The 15510-nt window shown below is 47.5% G+C and carries 16 protein-coding genes and 1 tRNA gene; 9 read left to right on the forward strand and 8 right to left on the reverse strand.

All coding sequences use genetic code 11. From position 1 onward, the window contains the following. Window positions 1–7: 7 nt before the first annotated feature. From ACHZA1_RS10985 to ACHZA1_RS10995, 3 genes are all read left to right on the forward strand, one after another. On the forward strand, window positions 8–262 hold the full coding sequence (locus tag ACHZA1_RS10985) for a hypothetical protein (RefSeq protein ID WP_320051930.1): 255 nt from the start codon (window positions 8–10) through the stop codon (window positions 260–262). A 437-nt stretch (window positions 263–699) separates the two neighbouring features. Further along, on the forward strand, window positions 700–1386 hold the full coding sequence (locus ACHZA1_RS10990; RefSeq protein ID WP_320051931.1) for a DUF1349 domain-containing protein: 687 nt from the start codon (window positions 700–702) through the stop codon (window positions 1384–1386). A gap of 105 nt (window positions 1387–1491) precedes the next feature. Continuing rightward, a complete protein-coding gene (locus ACHZA1_RS10995; RefSeq protein ID WP_320051932.1) occupies window positions 1492–2193 on the forward strand; it encodes a DUF4919 domain-containing protein in 702 nt (233 codons plus the stop codon). A gap of 432 nt (window positions 2194–2625) precedes the next feature. Here the strand turns inward: ACHZA1_RS10995 and tnpA (ACHZA1_RS11000) are convergent, their stop codons facing one another. After that, on the reverse strand, window positions 2626–3081 hold the full coding sequence (gene tnpA, locus ACHZA1_RS11000) for an IS200/IS605 family transposase (protein WP_320051933.1): 456 nt from the start codon (window positions 3079–3081) through the stop codon (window positions 2626–2628). A 347-nt stretch (window positions 3082–3428) separates the two neighbouring features. Continuing rightward, the gene (gene tnpA / locus ACHZA1_RS11005) at window positions 3429–3875 is read right to left on the reverse strand and encodes an IS200/IS605 family transposase (RefSeq protein WP_320051934.1); all 447 of its coding nucleotides are present in this window, start codon (window positions 3873–3875) and stop codon (window positions 3429–3431) included. Window positions 3876–4361: 486 nt separating this feature from the next. Between tnpA (ACHZA1_RS11005) and ACHZA1_RS11010 the strand changes: the two genes are divergently transcribed. Then, entirely contained in the window at window positions 4362–5006 is a 645-nt protein-coding gene (locus ACHZA1_RS11010; RefSeq protein ID WP_320051935.1) for a hypothetical protein, read from the forward strand. A 212-nt stretch (window positions 5007–5218) separates the two neighbouring features. Here the strand turns inward: ACHZA1_RS11010 and leuB are convergent, their stop codons facing one another. The 6 genes from leuB to ACHZA1_RS11040 form a co-directional block, all read right to left on the reverse strand. Further along, on the reverse strand, window positions 5219–6277 hold the full coding sequence (gene leuB, locus ACHZA1_RS11015) for a 3-isopropylmalate dehydrogenase (RefSeq protein WP_320051936.1): 1059 nt from the start codon (window positions 6275–6277) through the stop codon (window positions 5219–5221). Further along, window positions 6277–6864 carry a 3-isopropylmalate dehydratase small subunit gene (leuD, locus tag ACHZA1_RS11020; protein ID WP_320051937.1) on the reverse strand — a complete coding sequence of 196 codons (588 nt, stop codon included), beginning with the start codon at window positions 6862–6864 and terminating at the stop codon, window positions 6277–6279. The genes leuB and leuD overlap by 1 nt, the downstream gene beginning before the upstream one ends. A gap of 158 nt (window positions 6865–7022) precedes the next feature. After that, window positions 7023–8435 (reverse strand): 3-isopropylmalate dehydratase large subunit, encoded by a 1413-nt coding sequence (gene leuC, locus ACHZA1_RS11025; protein WP_320051938.1) that lies wholly within the window; start codon window positions 8433–8435, stop codon window positions 7023–7025. 17 nt (window positions 8436–8452) lie between these two features. Further along, window positions 8453–9949: a 2-isopropylmalate synthase gene (locus ACHZA1_RS11030; protein ID WP_320051939.1), complete on the reverse strand. Its 1497-nt coding sequence runs from the start codon at window positions 9947–9949 to the stop codon at window positions 8453–8455. Window positions 9950–10025: 76 nt separating this feature from the next. Beyond that, complete coding sequence (locus ACHZA1_RS11035; RefSeq protein ID WP_320051940.1) at window positions 10026–10154, reverse strand: hypothetical protein; 129 nt, start codon at window positions 10152–10154, stop codon at window positions 10026–10028. Window positions 10155–10396: 242 nt separating this feature from the next. After that, on the reverse strand, window positions 10397–10825 hold the full coding sequence (locus ACHZA1_RS11040) for a hypothetical protein (RefSeq protein ID WP_320051941.1): 429 nt from the start codon (window positions 10823–10825) through the stop codon (window positions 10397–10399). 168 nt (window positions 10826–10993) lie between these two features. Between ACHZA1_RS11040 and ACHZA1_RS11045 the strand changes: the two genes are divergently transcribed. From ACHZA1_RS11045 to ACHZA1_RS11065, 5 genes are all read left to right on the forward strand, one after another. Further along, window positions 10994–11067: transfer RNA gene (locus tag ACHZA1_RS11045), tRNA-Arg, on the forward strand. Between the two features lie 184 nt (window positions 11068–11251). Next, window positions 11252–12427, forward strand: a complete 1176-nt coding sequence (locus ACHZA1_RS11050; RefSeq protein WP_320051942.1) for a proline dehydrogenase family protein — start codon at window positions 11252–11254, stop codon at window positions 12425–12427. Continuing rightward, a complete protein-coding gene (locus ACHZA1_RS11055) occupies window positions 12421–12906 on the forward strand; it encodes a hypothetical protein (protein WP_320051943.1) in 486 nt (161 codons plus the stop codon). Before ACHZA1_RS11050 ends, ACHZA1_RS11055 begins: the two co-directional genes overlap by 7 nt. Before the next feature lie 12 nt (window positions 12907–12918). Next, window positions 12919–14046 carry a DNA-processing protein DprA gene (gene dprA, locus ACHZA1_RS11060; RefSeq protein WP_320051944.1) on the forward strand — a complete coding sequence of 376 codons (1128 nt, stop codon included), beginning with the start codon at window positions 12919–12921 and terminating at the stop codon, window positions 14044–14046. 696 nt (window positions 14047–14742) lie between these two features. Further along, a complete protein-coding gene (locus ACHZA1_RS11065) occupies window positions 14743–15510 on the forward strand; it encodes a TatD family hydrolase (RefSeq protein ID WP_320051945.1) in 768 nt (255 codons plus the stop codon).

Consider the following 15510-nt stretch of genomic DNA (forward strand, 5'->3'; position numbering starts at 1 on the left):
TTAGATTATGAATAAGAGTGTTTATATCATTCAACATAACATAACTGATTCTGTGACTATAGAGAATCGAATTAAAACTCTTGGTGATTGGATTAAGTATTTTGACAATAGTTTTTTGTTAAGATCAGATCTAAAAGCAAAAGATATTTATGAAAAGATATCTGTTGATTTTGAAAAAAGTAACATTTTAATTATGGAAATAACCTCATCTAATTATTGGGGGAGAATGGATGTCTCTTTATGGAAATTTTTAAAAGAGTAGGATATACACCCCATTTGAATGAAATCTTGTGCCTTGTAAAATGGGAAGAAAAGTACTTAACTGAGAAAGCCGTTGCACCAGCAACGGCTTTCTCAGTTAAGCCAAGGCTATCATCAGCGCACGTTCGGCGGTCGGCTTTGCCGCCGTCGGGCTATGTTGGCAGGCTTAGATATGGGCGGAGGCCTAGAAGGGGCAAACTTAGCGAGGACGCTAAGTTTAGCGGAGTTGCGGCCTCGTTACGCGCTAGCGAACCGCGGTTGGCTAGCCTGTAGGGGGCGTGGCTGCAATTCTAGCCATACAACAATGACCTTGTAGTCCTCTGCCTATGCCTTGCATTTGTATACTTTTAGCCGTTGCCCAGCGCCAACGCCGATGCGGGTTTGCCGCATGTTGGCAGTGGGGAACATGAGAATTAAACGTAATCTAAACTAAGTATTATGAAACTTGTACTTTTTGCGCTCTTAGGCGCCGCAATGACCATGAGCAGCTTTAAGGCTGCCGACCAACAGCCTGGCGAGGCCTGCCAGGTAAAGCTTCCAGGAATCACCTTTACCCGTTCGCTAAACAACGCGGCAAAGTTGTACACGTTCGAGAACGGGACGCTCACCATAAAGAGCGATGCCAAGAAGGACTACTTTAACGATCCCAGCAATGGCTCGGTGGTTGGCACTTCGCCAATTCTGCTCACTCCCGTAGACAACAGCAGGCCCTTTACCCTTACGGCCAAGGTTACCCCCGCCTTTAACGAGACCTACGATGCGGGTGTTCTTTACATCTACTCGACGGGTAAGCTGTGGCAGAAGCTCTGCTTCGAGAAGGACGAGTACAAGCGAACCCGCGTGGTAAGCGTTCGCACCATTGGCACATCGGACGACAACAACCACGATATCCTTACCGATAAGAGCGTGTACCTACGAATAACCTCCGACTCCAAGACGGTAGGGCTCTACTACTCGCTCGATAAGGTTACCTGGAACTTGGTGAAGGTTTACAAGAATAACTACCCCAAAAAGATATGGGTGGGCCTAAGCACCCAAAGCCCCATTGGTAACGGCACTATCGCTACCTTCGAAGATTTCTCGCTAACGTATAGCAGCATCAAGAATTTTAGGTTGGGCATTTAGAGGGGGCATTCTCCAACGCATGTTGTGGCAAGAAGGCTTTATGATACCATGTGGAGCTTTTAGCTTCACCTCTATAGAAAGAATATCAGCATTAACAACTTAAACATGAAAATCTATCTATTAGCAATTTGCAGCATTCTGATTTTAAGCTCTAGCCCAGGATCGGCCCAGGTCCCTCCAACGTTTGCTAAACCAGACTTTGCAAAGATTAAGGAAACAATTAGCAACAAAGAAACCGAGAACTACTACCCTAAGCTACTAGAGCGCTTAAGCAACAATGATTCGTTGTTGACTGATGAACAGTATAAGTTGCTCTACTTTGGGTATGTTTTTCAAGATTCGTACGACCCATACTGGACGCCAAAATATGCTAAAACTCTAGCAGAGTACTACAGGAAACCAACGCTTGAAAAGAGCGATTGTGATTCTATCATTAAGTATTGCAAGCTGTCTATTGCCGATTTTCCCTTCGACATACAGCAGCTGAAAATGCTAGGGTATGCATACCATAGAATGGGGGATAAGGAGAATGAAAAGATCTGGTACAGGAGGTTTGCAAGAGTGATAGCAACCATAATGTCCACAGGTCGCGGCCTTAGTTGTGAGAATTCAGTATCAGTAATTGTGATCAACCACGAGTATGAGCTGCTAAAGCAATTCGACTTCAGGTTACTTCGGCATTCTTCTACCAAGGATAAATGCGACTACATGGAGCTACAGCCCAATAAAAGCAACATTGCGGGCTTGTATTTCGATATAAGCATCATGCTTGATATGGCTTACAAAAGTAAGATCCTAAAAAGATAGGTATTGCCTTTGCTAAGGGTTGCTCCTGCTACGCCTGGTTTATCAAAGCCCTTGCTAGTCGAAGTTTAAATCAGCGGCCTAGGCTCAACAGAAATTGAAATTCTGTCGAACATAAGTAGCCATTAGGGAGGCATTCTCCAACGCATTTAAGAAGGAAGAGCCGCTGCTCATGCAGCGGCTCTTTTGCTTTATCTCTTTTGCGATCATGTGCTTTTAATGACTTTGATCTATAGTATGCGGTTTGTATGTTAGATCAGAGGAAGGCCTATTATTGGCTTACTGGATGGCTGGCTTTTTATCTAATGCCCAGTTATATCTATAGCAATACGGCTAATAGCCGCAGGGGCTGCGTAGCAGCCTAACCTTAGTAACCGCGGGCTTTAGCCCGTGGCATCCGCATACCACAGCCCATCAGCCCCGTAGGGGCGGCCCCTAGTTGTTACTTAAGGGGTAGCGCTCATCGACCTCAACCCCATGCTCCTGGAGCAGTTTGCGGTACTCCTCTTCGAAGGGAAACTTCTTATGATGCTCCTGCTGCCCCTTTATATAGGCTGCTACCCGATCCTTTTCGGCATACGAGCAGGTAAAGGCGCCGTAGCCTTCCGCCCAGCCCTTGAACTTTGGGAAAGATGGATGTTCCTTTATCCACATGGAGGAGGAAGCCTTTACATCGCGAACCAAGTCGGCTAGCGTAACCGATGGATGCAGGTCGCAGAGGATATGGACATGGTCCTCCATGGCGTTGATGCGGTAAAGGTGGCAGTTCCTCTTTTGGATGATGCCCATGATATAGGCAAAGAGTGATCGGATGTTCTCCTGCTCAAGAACCTTCTCCCCATTATGGGTTCGGAAGACGATGTGGTAGTAGATCTGGCGGTAGCTGGACATAGTTTTCGTATTTAGGGGTCGCCCCTTCGGGGCTAGAGTTAGTTTTTGTTTCTCTTCCGTGGGCTTACACCCACGGTTATTGAGGTTGCGCTACTTCGTAGCGCTAGGAGCTGCTGTTAGGCGGTTGGGATGGTGGGCTAGAAGGTTGTGTTCTCTTTTGTAGCATGTTCTATTTTAGGCTTATTTTGGTGGTGGCTTTTTAGCTATTGCACCGTTAGTTCTAGATGGATACGCTTGATAGCCGCAGGGGCTGCGCAGCAGCCTAACCTTAGTAACCGCGGGCTTTAGCCCGTGGAATCCGCATACCACCGCACATCAGCCCCGCAGGGGCGGCCCCTAGCCGAGACTTAAGGGAAGTAGCGCTCATCTACCTTAACCCCATGCTCCTGGAGCAGCTTGTGGTACTCCTCTTCGAAGGAAAACTTCTTATGATGCTCCTGCTGCCCCTTGATGTAGGCTGCTATCCTGTCTTTTTCGGCAAACGAGCAGGTAAAGGCTCCGTAGCCCTCCGCCCAGCCCTTGAACTTTGGGAAAGATGGATGCTCCTTTATCCACATGGAGGAGGAAGCCTTTACATCGCGAACCAAGTCGGCCAGCGCAACCGATGGATGCAGGTCGCAGAGAATGTGGACATGGTCCTCCATGGCGTTGATGCGGTAAAGGTGGCAGTTCCTCTTTGGGATGATGCCCATGATATAGGCAAAGAGTGATCGGATGTTCTCCTGCTCAAGAACCTTCTCCCCATTATGGGTTCGGAAGACGATGTGGTAGTAGATCTGACGGTAGCTGGACATAGTTTTTGTATTTAGGGTCGCCCCTTCGGGGCTAGAGTTGGTTTTGTTTCTCTTCCGTGGGCTTACACCCACGGTTATTAAGGTGGCGCTACTTCGTAGAGCTGCGATCCTTTGTTATCTCTAATTCCTATCCCTTAAGCGAGGCCTTGGGAGTGGTTAATTAGTAGTAGGATAGTCCTAAGTTACGAAATTGGTGGTAATTATCTTCTTTCTTTATATTTTCCTTTATACGGTTATTACAAGAGAGCAACTTTGGATTATCGCTGTAATGCCGATCAGGTACTTTTAGGCGTTAATTGGGAGAGAGAGAAAAATAATTGAGCCGTAAAACTTGCCCAAAGTAAATTTAGCTACCTTTAATGCCATCTTTAAATCGTATACCTACTATTAAGCATACTTGGAATTTTACCTTTCGGGGGTATATTCTGTTTGGGATGGTGGAATGCGGTTGAGAGTTAGGATTCATCATCTAAAATAGAATTTTCTATGCGATACTTATTTCTCTGCAGTTTCCTTTCTTTTGTTTCATGCGCTCCTTCTAGTGTTTTGGATTCAACAAATAATGGAGATTGTTACATTTTGGTTGGGCGATTGCATATTAAGGATGTAACTACAAGTAAACAATTTAATACAATTGGAATTAATGGAGGTAAAGATATTTTTCCTGATAAATTTTCCTGCTTTTATTTTAAGAGTTCTGCTGATACGTGTGTGATAACCAAAATCTCACGATATGGGATAGAAGCGTATTGGAATGTGAAGTCTTTGAAGAAAAATTGTGTAAACTATATTGGCGATCTTGAGGTTGTTATTTCTCCTAAAAGAAAAAAAGTGTGGTTGTCTGAGTTGAACTATTCAAGTGATACAAAAGATGTCATATTACGAAGTGAAGAACTATGTGGAAAAGAAAGTAATTATCATAAATGGTATGAAGAAGGTGGATATAATTATGAAACATGGGATAATGTTTTAAAGCAAGGATACTATCTGTCAAATCCCAAAGTAATAAGTGAAGATGAAATTCTTAAATTTGAAGTAAAAGATAAATTTGAAGAGGTTACCACCTATTTAAAATCAAAGAGTAAGAATTCGTTGAAATTCAGTAAGTCGTTAGTAACCTATAACAAGTAATTTTCTCTGTTTAGTTGAACTTCAAGTATGAATCAACAATTGATGAGGTTGATTTTTATCTGGTTAAATAGGTTTCCGAAGACTGAAAAACTTCAGATGATAGAAAAGGCATAGTTCCCATAAAAAAAGGAAAGCCGCTGCACCCGCAACGGCTTTCCTTTTATCTATCTAACAGCATACCCTATTTTTTGCAGCACAAAATCTTGCTACTACTAAATCCCCTCTGCAATTCTGCGTCCCACCTCGGTGGTCGATTTGGGGTTGATGGAGTTTAGGTCAACGGTGAGGAATCCCTCGGCAACCACCTTGTCCACCGCAGCGCGGATAGCCTTTCCCGCAATGGTTTCGCCCAAATCCTCGAGCATCATGGCGGCCGAAAGGATGGTGGCAATAGGGTTGGCAATGCCCTTACCCTTTGCCTGGGGGAAGCTGCCGTGTATTGGCTCGTAGAGCGATACCTTCGAGCCCTTCGATGCCGATGGCAGCATGCCCAGCGAGCCGGTAATAACGCTGGCCTCGTCGGTTAGGATGTCGCCAAACATATTCTCGGTGAGCACCACGTCGAAGTAGGTGGGCTGCAGGATCAGCTTCATGGCGGCGTTGTCCACAAACATATAGTCGACCGTTACATGAGGGTAATCCTTCTCCATTGTCTGAACGGTTTCCCTCCACAGGCGCGAGGTGGCCAGCACGTTGGCCTTATCCACAACGGTTAGCTTCTTTCGACGGGTCATGGCGTACTCGAAGGCCATTTTGGCCACGCGGGTAATCTCCTCCTTGGTGTACACGCAGGTGTCGAAGGCGGTTGCCCCGTTCTCGCTGCGGCCGCGAGGCTCGCCAAAGTAGATACCACCGGTTAGCTCGCGGATCACCACAAAGTCGGCCCCCTTGGTGATGCTTTCCTTAAGCGGCGATAGGTTTAAAAGGCTGTCGTAGGCCGCAACAGGGCGGATATTGGCGTATAATCCGAGCGCTTTTCGCATGGCAAGCAGCCCCTGCTCAGGACGAACCTTTGCTGTTGGGTCGTTATCGAACTTTGGATCGCCAATAGCACCGAAGAGGATGGCATCAGCCTGCTCGCATATCCGTTGGGTTTCGGCAGGGAATGGCGAGCCGATGGTGTCGATGGCCACGCCGCCAATTAGGCCTTCGCTGTAGTCGAACTCGATGTTAAACTTGCGGCCAGCAGCCTCTAAAACTCTTATGGCCTCGTCTACAATCTCGGGGCCAATTCCATCGCCCTTTAGGACGGCTATCTTATATGCATTCATTACTTTTTGCTTTGTTCGTATGCTTCAATCTTATCTTTCATGCTCACCAGGTAGTCCACATCGTCGTACCCGTTCACCAGGCACTCCTTCTTATAGGCTCCAATGGCAAACGATTCCTTCTCATCGCCCATGCTAATGGTTTGGTTGGGCAAATCGATGGCTATTTGGGTCGATGGATCGCTCTCTATGGCAGTAAAGAGCCTCTCGAGGAATGCCTCGCTTACCTGCACGGGCAGCAAGCCGTTGTTGAGGGCGTTACTCTTAAAGATATCGGCAAACATGCTCGATACCACGGCTTCGAAGCCGTAATCCTTAACGGCCCAAGCGGCATGCTCGCGGCTCGATCCGCAGCCGAAGTTCTTCCCGGCTACCAGAATCTTGCCCGAGTACTTCGAACTGTTCAGCGGGAAAGCCTCTACGATACTATTTTGCTTGTCGTAGCGCCAATCCCTAAAGAGGTTCTCTCCAAAGCCCTCGCGCGTGGTTGCCTTAAGGAATCGAGCGGGGATTATCTGGTCGGTATCTACGTTGTCCACTCTCAGCGGCACTGCAGATGACTTTATGATGGTTACTTTTTTATTTGGCATGGTTCGTTTTTAAGTATTTAGATTTTAGTATTTAGATATTAGAATTGCTTACGCCGATTGCTTTCCTTTCTGATAATCGGATGTTGTAATTGTACCTTGTTTTACCCAACCAACATCATTTTCAAGCCTTCTAACATCTAGCGTCTAATATCTAAAGTCTAACATCTAAAATCTAACATCTTTCTTGGATCGGTAATAACCCCCGTAACCGCTGCGGCAGCGGCAGCATACGGTCCGGCAAGGATGGTACGTGCTCCAGGACCTTGTCTTCCTTCGAAGTTACGGTTCGATGTCGATATGCAAAGCGCACCTTCGGGGACCTTATCCTCGTTCATGGCCAAGCAAGCCGAACATCCGGGTTGGCGAAGGGCAATGCCTGCTTCGGCAAAGATTTGGGTTAATCCTTCGGTCTCGCACTGCTTCTCTACCTGCTTCGATCCAGGAACAAACCATGCGGTGATGCCATTGGCAACCTTCCTGCCCTTTACAATTTCGGCGGCCATCCTAAAGTCCTCGATGCGACCATTCGTACAGCTTCCGATGAATACGTAGGATACGGGCTTGCCCAGCAGCTTTTCACCTTCGGAGAGCTGCATGTAGGCAAGCGCCTTTTTGAGGGTCGCCTTATCGCTCTCGTCGGTAAAATCTTTTTCTGTAGGGATGCTTTCCGTGATACCAATGCCCATGCCGGGATTCGTTCCGTAGGTAAGCATCGGCTCGATGTCGGCAGCGTCGAAGGAGAACTTGGCATCGAACGTTGCATCGGCATCGCTGTACAGCGTACGCCAGTAGGCCTCGGCTTTATCCCAATCGTCACCTTTGGGGGCAAATGCGCGACCTTTTACGTAGGCGATGGTAGTTTCGTCGGGGGCAATAAGTCCGCCACGGGCACCCATCTCGATGCTCATGTTGCAAACCGTCATTCTGCCCTCCATGCTGAGGGCTCGAAAGGCTTCTCCGGCATATTCAACAAAGTAGCCAGTGCCACCTTTTGCCGTCAACTTACTTATTATATATAGGATAAGGTCTTTGGCGGTGATGCCCTTCTTCAGCTGCCCGTTTACGGTGATGCTCATCTGCTTGGGCTTTACCTGAGGTAGCGATTGCGATGCCAAAACCATCTCCACCTCCGATGTGCCAATGCCGAAGGCTATCGAGCCGAATGCGCCATGCGTCGCAGTGTGGCTATCGCCGCACACGTAGGTTCCACCGGGTTGGGTAACGCCCAGTTCTGGTCCTATGATGTGTACGATGCCCTGGTATTGGTGTCCAAGCCCGTAAAGATCCAAGCCAAACTCTTTGCAGTTCTGCACCAGCTGTGCTACCTGCTTGCGCGATTGTTCCTCCTTAATCGGAAGATGTTGGTTGATGGTTGGGACATTGTGGTCGGCCGTTGCCACCGTTTTTAAAGGACGAAAAACGCCTAAGCCACGGCTACGAAGCCCATCGAAAGCCTGTGGCGAGGTTACCTCGTGGATGTAGTGGCGGTCGATATAAAGGATATCGGCACCATCGCCTGTGCTATGCACTACGTGTGCATCCCATATTTTGTCGAAAAGTGTTTTTCCCATATTCTAGAAAGATCGAGTTATACAATTTGTGAAAGGGCATCCAGATATGCCTCTACAGTTGCCGTAATAACGTCGGTGTTGGCGCTAAAGCCGTAGAAAACCTTGCCCTTGCTTTCAACCTGCACGTGCACCTTGCCCATGTCGTCGCTACCACGTGTGATGGTGTGGATCAGCAGCTCCTCGAGCGTGGTTTTTGCGGTGATGATGGTTTTCACGGCGTTTATGGCGGCATCAATAGGACCGTTGCCCGTTTCGGTGCCCTCCCAAATCTGTCCTTCGTACTTTATACGGATGGTTGCAGTAGGTATGGTGCTTTTCCCGCATATAACCTGAAGAGATTCTAGCTGAATCTTCCTGTCGAAACGGGCTGCCTTGCCCATTAAAGCCTCTAGATCGTCGTTATGAATATCTCGCTTCTTATCGGCAAGGTTTAGAAAATCTGCATAAACCTCGTCCAATTGCTTTTGGTCGAGCTTATAGCCCAAGGTAGCAAGGCGATGCTTCAGCGCAGCTCTTCCGCTGCGTGCGGTAAGCACAATAGACGATTCGCTTACGCCAACCTGTTTGGGGTTGATGATCTCGTAGGTTTCACGGTTCTTCAGCACGCCATCTTGGTGGATGCCCGACGAGTGAGCAAATGCATTACGTCCCACAATAGCCTTGTTAGCCTGCACAGGCATGCGCATAAGCGTAGAAACCAACCTGCTTGTTGGAAATATCTTTTTGGTGTTGATAGATGTTTCCAGATTAAGTCCCTTATGGCTCTTCATCACCATCACAACCTCTTCGAGCGAAGTATTGCCGGCACGCTCGCCAATTCCGTTGATGGTGCACTCTATCTGACGGGCACCGTTCATTACACCAGCAATAGAGTTGGCTGTTGCAAGTCCAAGGTCGTTGTGGCAGTGGGTCGAGATAATCGCCTTATCGATATTCGAGACGTTCTCCTTTAGGAATAGGATCTTCGAACCGTATTCCGAAGGCAAACAATAGCCGGTAGTGTCGGGAATGTTAACCACCGTTGCTCCTGCACTTATAACAGCCTCTACTATTTTGGCAAGGAAACGATTTTCAGCACGTCCGGCATCTTCGGCGTAGAATTCAATATCCTCCACAAACCGTTTGGCGTACTTTACCGCAGCAATTGCCCGTTGAATTACCTCCTCGGGGGTTGCATTAAACTTATACTTGATGTGGTATGGCGATACCCCAATCCCTGTATGGATACGCGGATGCTTGGCGTAGCGTAGCGCCTCTGCAGCTACCTCAATGTCCTTTTCAACAGCACGGGTAAGCGCACAAATGGTTGGCTCCGACACTGCCTTCGAAATTTCTACCACCGAGTTAAAGTCTCCCGGCGATGATATGGGGAATCCGGCTTCGATGATATCAACGCCGAGCTTTTCGAGGGCGAGGGCAACTTCAATCTTTTCGATTGTATTCAGCTGACAGCCGGGCACCTGCTCGCCATCGCGAAGCGTCGTGTCGAAGATGTACACCTTTTCTTTACTCATGGTATTCTTGATTTTAAATGATAAACAATTATGGGAAAAACGAGGTTCACCGTTAGGTGAGATGTTTGCTGCGTTATTAGCGGAGGAGCAGCAGGTTCGATAGGAGGAGTAGGAGGAGAGCAAGAATTAAATGCGCAGCAGCATCAACCCGTAGTGCTAGGATTGAGTTGATGAAGTAGTGTATGTAAACCTGATGGTTCTGCATCTAGTAACTTGCTAGTTGTTCTATCGAAATTTGAACTTCTGCAAGCTTAATTATTATTTTCAAATATGATGCAAGGGGGGATTTGAAGGCGTAGCTACAGCTTTTGAGGTAATTGCTAAAATGATTTCCTTTTTGAAAAAGAATCCAGTGACTATGGTTATAGTTGTTTCTGAAAGTAATCTTTTATTCTTTAAAGTAGTATTATGTTAAAAAAGCAAAAAGCGTGATTGCTCACGCTTTTGTTACCTTATTCGCTCAAATATCAGAAACTTATTTGTCGATTTGGAGGCGATTTTCAGGTTGTCTCCAACTAATTCGTAGCTGTCGGATTTGAATGTAGCTGTTAGGAAGGTGTTAGTCTCCCTGCTAAACGTAATTGACTTTGATGGTTTCGAAAACGAAGCGCAACCAGTTTCTGACCTAAATCTGAAGGTTGACTGAATGCATTTCGAATCTGACGAGAAGGTGTACTTTCCCCCTTTTAGGAAGGACATTTCGACGGGATGAGCGTTTGAGACAAACTGTACATCGCCATTCGTTGTGTTAATGTACGCTTTTAGCTTCCATGTGCTACCTTCGAGTAATTGTGAGTTTTCCTGTTTTTCCTTGTCGCAGCTCACGATGAGTGAGGCTATTGCTATAACAAGGGTGAGTTTTAATAATCGTAACATGGCAGTGTTGTTTATAAAATATAGATGGGGTAAATGTATATTATTTAGTGATAATTCACATAGCAAAGCAAATTATTAGTCTTTAAAATTTCTGGTGTTTTGAGATGAAATTAGTTCGGCCGCATTTTAAAGAGTAATTATTATTACTAGATTTGCACTTCGTTTCTCGACCCCGTAGTTCAGCTGAATAGAACGTCAGATTCCGGTTCTGAAGGTCGTGGGTTTGAATCCCGCCGGGGTCACATAACAGTTATTGTAAAGCCTTGATCGTTATCGCGGTCAGGGCTTTTTTGTTGATTATCCAAGCATGATCAATAGGACCAATTGGGGAAAGGTAGCCGTAACATCTTATCTTGTACAGTAATATCGGTGAATTGAAAAAGGTCGCTATCTTTGGTATATTAACCCATCGTTAATGCAGCGGTTATGATAGACTTTACCAATACTGAGATTGCCTTTAAAATAAAGTCGAATGCTGAGCTTCGTAAGGCTCGCTTCCTTTTTAAAACGATTAATAACCCGAAACTAGTGGGGTGGTTAAGCGCGTTGGCAACCTTTGCGGTAAAGAACCACATCCCAATTGGATGGTTGGTAAAGCCAACGCTTTATGCTCAATTTGTGGGTGGGGTATCTTTAGCCAAGAGTGCCAATAAGGCTAGAAAGCTCTGGAAGTATAAGGTGGGCTCAATTCTCGACTACTCCGTAGAGGGAAAGAGTGATGACGCTTCGACAAAGGCTTGTTTTAAGGAGGTAATGCGCAGCATCGAATTTGGTGGAAAGCATCCGTATGTTGCATTTGCCGTCTTTAAGCCTACCGGCATTATTCAGCCTGAAGTGCTAGAGAAAGTTTCGAGTGGAGTGGCGCTGGATGAAGGCGAAGAAGAGCGATTCCATCTATTTGTAAAAAGAGTGGATGCGCTCTGTGCTAAAGCTGCCGAGGTTGGCATTTCGATTCTGATAGATGCTGAGGATTACTGCTACCTGCAGGTAATTGACGAGGTTGCCGAGCAGATGATGGAGCGCTACAATACGGAGAAGGCGGTTGTTTACCATACGCTTCAAATGTACCGAACGGATAGGCTAGAATATCTGAAGATGCTGCATAAGCGCGCTGTTGAAAAAAACTTTATAGCTGGAGCAAAGCTTGTACGTGGTGCGTACATGGAAAGGGAGCGCGAACGTGCAGCACAGCTAGGGTATCCTTCGCCAATAAACCCAACCAAAGAAATCACCGATACAATGTTCGATGATGCGCTGGTGTACTCTCTTGAGAATATTGATAAAATCAGCATCTTTGCAGGAACTCACAATCAGGATAGCACATGGTTTCTTGTTGAGCTGATCTACAAGTATTCCTTGCAGGAAAATGATCGTCGGATTTGGTTCTCGCAGCTTTACGGAATGAGCGATAACCTTACGTTTAACCTTGCAGCCGAAGGATTCAACGTGGCAAAGTATCTCCCTTACGGATCGGTAAAGGAAGTTTTTCCCTACCTAATCCGACGGGCACGAGAGAACACGTCGGTGGCAGAACAAGCATCGCGCGAGCTGGATCTGATAAACCAAGAAATTAAGCGTCGTAAAAGTTATAAGCAATGGTAAAAGTTAGTAATGAGAATGAGGTCGCAGCCTACCATGTAATGAGAATCTTTTTCGCAGTTATATTTATTGCCTACCTCCTTTCTATTTGGATTTTCCCCGAATACTTCTCGTGGTCGGATAGCAAGACCATACAGCTGGTGGGGCACGTTTATGCTGCGGCATACCTGCTGGCGACACTTCTTTTAGCCTTGCGGGGCGGGATGTGGTTCATGGAGTTCATCTTTAAGGATGACGCCTATGAATTTCGCTACTTTCTGCTAACAGCTCCTTTTGGCGCCAAGCGGCTGATAAGGGTGACCGTTGAGGACTTTTATGCGTTTAAGATTCAGAAGCGTTTCTTAAAGAAAACGCTAATCATCTACCAAGAGAAGGACGGAAAGGTATTTCAGTATCCCCCAATTCCTATCGGGAGCTTTTTAAAGGAAAAGCAGCGCCAAACAATTGAGTGCCTAAAGCTGAATGCGGCGGAGCTAACCTAAACCTTTTGTGGCATGAACGATCCTCTACTTAAGTACAAGATTGCCCTTGAGATTATCCCCCACATTGGCAGCATCACCGCCAAAAAGCTTATAGCCTACTGTGGTGGAGTAGACGAGGTATTTATTCAGTCGAAGAAGTCGCTGCAAAAGGTACCTGGGGTAGGAGAGTTCATTGCGCATGAGGTGTACCACCAAAAGGTGCTGGAGCGTGCCGAAAAAGAGATAGAGTTTCTTTCCAAGTACGAGATAACCCCTCTTTACTATACCGACCCGAGCTATCCCGAGCGGCTTAAGCAGTGCGACGATTCGCCAATCCTTCTCTACTATAAGGGTAGCGTGCCGCTATCGCATCCGAAGGTGCTGGCTATGGTCGGAACCCGGAGCGCAAGCGATTACGGCAGGTGGCTTTGCGAGGAGCTGGTTCGTGGCTTGGCCCAACAGGGACATTCGGTACTTATTGTAAGCGGTTTGGCTCATGGAATAGACACCGCCGCGCATCGAAATGCAACAAAGAATGGTTTTCCAACGGTAGGCGTGCTGGCGCATGGGCTCGATATGATTTACCCTTCGGCCAATAGGGGATTGGCCAAGGAGATGCTGGGCAATGGCGCCTTGGTCACCGACTTTATCACGGGTACTCAGCCCGAGCGCAACAACTTCCTTCGGCGTAATCGAATAATTGCAGGATTGGCTGATGCCACAATTGTGGTGGAGTCGGCCATAAAGGGTGGCGCGTTGGTTACCGCCGATATCGCCAGCTCGTACAACCGCGATGTGCTGACCTGTCCTGGTCGTGCAGGCGACAAATACTCGCAGGGATGTAATGCCCTCATTAAATCGAATAAGGCGGCGCTGGTTGAGAGCGCTGAGGACATCGAGAATGCGCTCAACTGGCAGACCGCTCAAACGAGCGCCGCTCCTCCGCAGCAGCTGAGCCTCTTTAGGGAGCTGAGCGAGGAGGAGCAGAAGATTGTAGCCATCCTTAAGGGGGTCGAAAAGGAGAGCATCGATACCATTGCGTTTAGCAGCGGGCTGTCGATGCCATCTACCTCGGCAATCCTTCTTACCATGGAGTTCGATGGCATTGTAAAAAGCCTGCCGGGTAAATCATACGCGCTATCCCAGGGATTTCGCTTTTAGAATTTGTCCAGCGTTGATTGCCTGTTTCCTTGATTCATTACCCCTTACAGTATTTTCAGAAAGCCTAATGTAACGATACATCACCCCTTCAGAATTTTCCGGAAGCCTAATGTAACGATACATGACCCCTTCAGATTTTTCGGAAGACCTAATGCATCGATGCATGACCACTGCCGGGTTTTCGGAAAGCCTAATGCATCGGTGTATGACCCCTGCCGGATTTCCGGTAAGCCTGATGCATCGATGTATGACCCCTACCGGGTTTTCGGAAGGCCTAATGCATCGGTGTATGACCCCTACCGGATTTCCGGAAAGCCTAATGCATTGGTGTGTGACCCCTGCCGGATTTCCGGAAAGCCCTAATGCATCGATGCATCACCCCTTAGATTCGCTTTGAGGATATCCGACATGCTGTTAAGCTACGGGCTGCGCCGTAGCCCCCTTTGGAGGGTGTTGAGGTAGACACGGCCTAGCTCTCCAGCAACCCCTAAGCAGTAATACTAAAAGCGAAACGAGCATGGGTGAGGAATTCACCAAAGTAGATGTGCGTCTGCCATGCGAGCGGCATGTGACCGTTACGAAACAGCTACTTTCACATGAAATTCCTCCGCGCTATCCAAATCGTACCCCCATCAGTAGCGTTTTTGTACCTTTGGCGCGGCATCTTCGCCGGATATATCAACCGAAACAATACCCATGAATTTTATTGATACGCACTGCCACCTCTACGCCGAGGAGTTTAAGGACGACTACCTGCCTGAGCTTAAGCGGGCAAACGATGCCCATGTCGAGGCGCTTATTCTTCCGGCAATAGATAGCGAAAGCCATCAGTCGCTATTTGCGCTGGCCGACGAGGCGCCTTGCTGCTATCCGCTTATCGGGCTCCATCCAACGTCGGTAGGCGAATCGTATAACGAGGAGCTGCAGCTGGTGGAGCAGTACCTGGCAAGCCGAAAGGTGTACGGCATCGGCGAGGTGGGCATCGACCTGTACTGGTCGAAGGAGTTCAGGCATCAGCAGCAGGAGGTGTTCGACTACCAGATACAGCTGGCGCTTAAGCATAGCCTTCCGCTGGTGATCCACTCGCGCGAGGCGTTTTCCGAGATCTTCGATATCCTAAAGGCATACAAGGGGCAGCCGCTCTTTGGCATCTTCCACGCCTTTACGGGCGATGTGGAGACCTACAGGGCCATCAGCGCGTTGGGCGATTTTGCGGTTGGAATAGGGGGAATCGTCACCTTTAAGAATTCGGGCCTGGCCGATGTGGTGGCGGAAATTCCGCTGGAGCGTATTGTTTTAGAAACCGATTCTCCATATCTTGCGCCAACTCCCCATAGGGGGAAGCGCAACGTGCCGGCGTTCATTCCACTAATTGCTGCAAAGGTGGCTCAAATCAAGAACGTAACGGTTAGCGATGTAGCGGGAGCAACTACTACAACAGCTAAAAGTATCTTCAACATTTAA

The organism is uncultured Acetobacteroides sp. (genome assembly GCF_963667355.2).
In the GTDB taxonomy this organism is placed as follows: domain Bacteria; phylum Bacteroidota; class Bacteroidia; order Bacteroidales; family ZOR0009; genus Acetobacteroides.

Coding starts and splice junctions, on each gene's coding strand:
- tnpA (WP_320051934.1), bottom strand. CDS start 3,875: ATGTCCAGCTACCGTCAGATCTACTACCACATCGTCTTCCGAACCCAT.
- leuD (WP_320051937.1), bottom strand. CDS start 6,864: ATGCCAAATAAAAAAGTAACCATCATAAAGTCATCTGCAGTGCCGCTG.
- ACHZA1_RS11035 (WP_320051940.1), bottom strand. CDS start 10,154: ATGCAGAACCATCAGGTTTACATACACTACTTCATCAACTCAATCCTA.
- dprA (WP_320051944.1), top strand. CDS start 12,919: ATGAACGATCCTCTACTTAAGTACAAGATTGCCCTTGAGATTATCCCC.
- ACHZA1_RS10990 (WP_320051931.1), top strand. CDS start 700: ATGAAACTTGTACTTTTTGCGCTCTTAGGCGCCGCAATGACCATGAGC.
- ACHZA1_RS11010 (WP_320051935.1), top strand. CDS start 4,362: ATGCGATACTTATTTCTCTGCAGTTTCCTTTCTTTTGTTTCATGCGCT.
- ACHZA1_RS11030 (WP_320051939.1), bottom strand. CDS start 9,949: ATGAGTAAAGAAAAGGTGTACATCTTCGACACGACGCTTCGCGATGGC.
- tnpA (WP_320051933.1), bottom strand. CDS start 3,081: ATGTCCAGCTACCGCCAGATCTACTACCACATCGTCTTCCGAACCCAT.
- ACHZA1_RS10995 (WP_320051932.1), top strand. CDS start 1,492: ATGAAAATCTATCTATTAGCAATTTGCAGCATTCTGATTTTAAGCTCT.
- leuC (WP_320051938.1), bottom strand. CDS start 8,435: ATGGGAAAAACACTTTTCGACAAAATATGGGATGCACACGTAGTGCAT.
- ACHZA1_RS11040 (WP_320051941.1), bottom strand. CDS start 10,825: ATGTTACGATTATTAAAACTCACCCTTGTTATAGCAATAGCCTCACTC.
- ACHZA1_RS11055 (WP_320051943.1), top strand. CDS start 12,421: ATGGTAAAAGTTAGTAATGAGAATGAGGTCGCAGCCTACCATGTAATG.
- ACHZA1_RS11065 (WP_320051945.1), top strand. CDS start 14,743: ATGAATTTTATTGATACGCACTGCCACCTCTACGCCGAGGAGTTTAAG.
- ACHZA1_RS11050 (WP_320051942.1), top strand. CDS start 11,252: ATGATAGACTTTACCAATACTGAGATTGCCTTTAAAATAAAGTCGAAT.
- leuB (WP_320051936.1), bottom strand. CDS start 6,277: ATGAATGCATATAAGATAGCCGTCCTAAAGGGCGATGGAATTGGCCCC.
- ACHZA1_RS10985 (WP_320051930.1), top strand. CDS start 8: ATGAATAAGAGTGTTTATATCATTCAACATAACATAACTGATTCTGTG.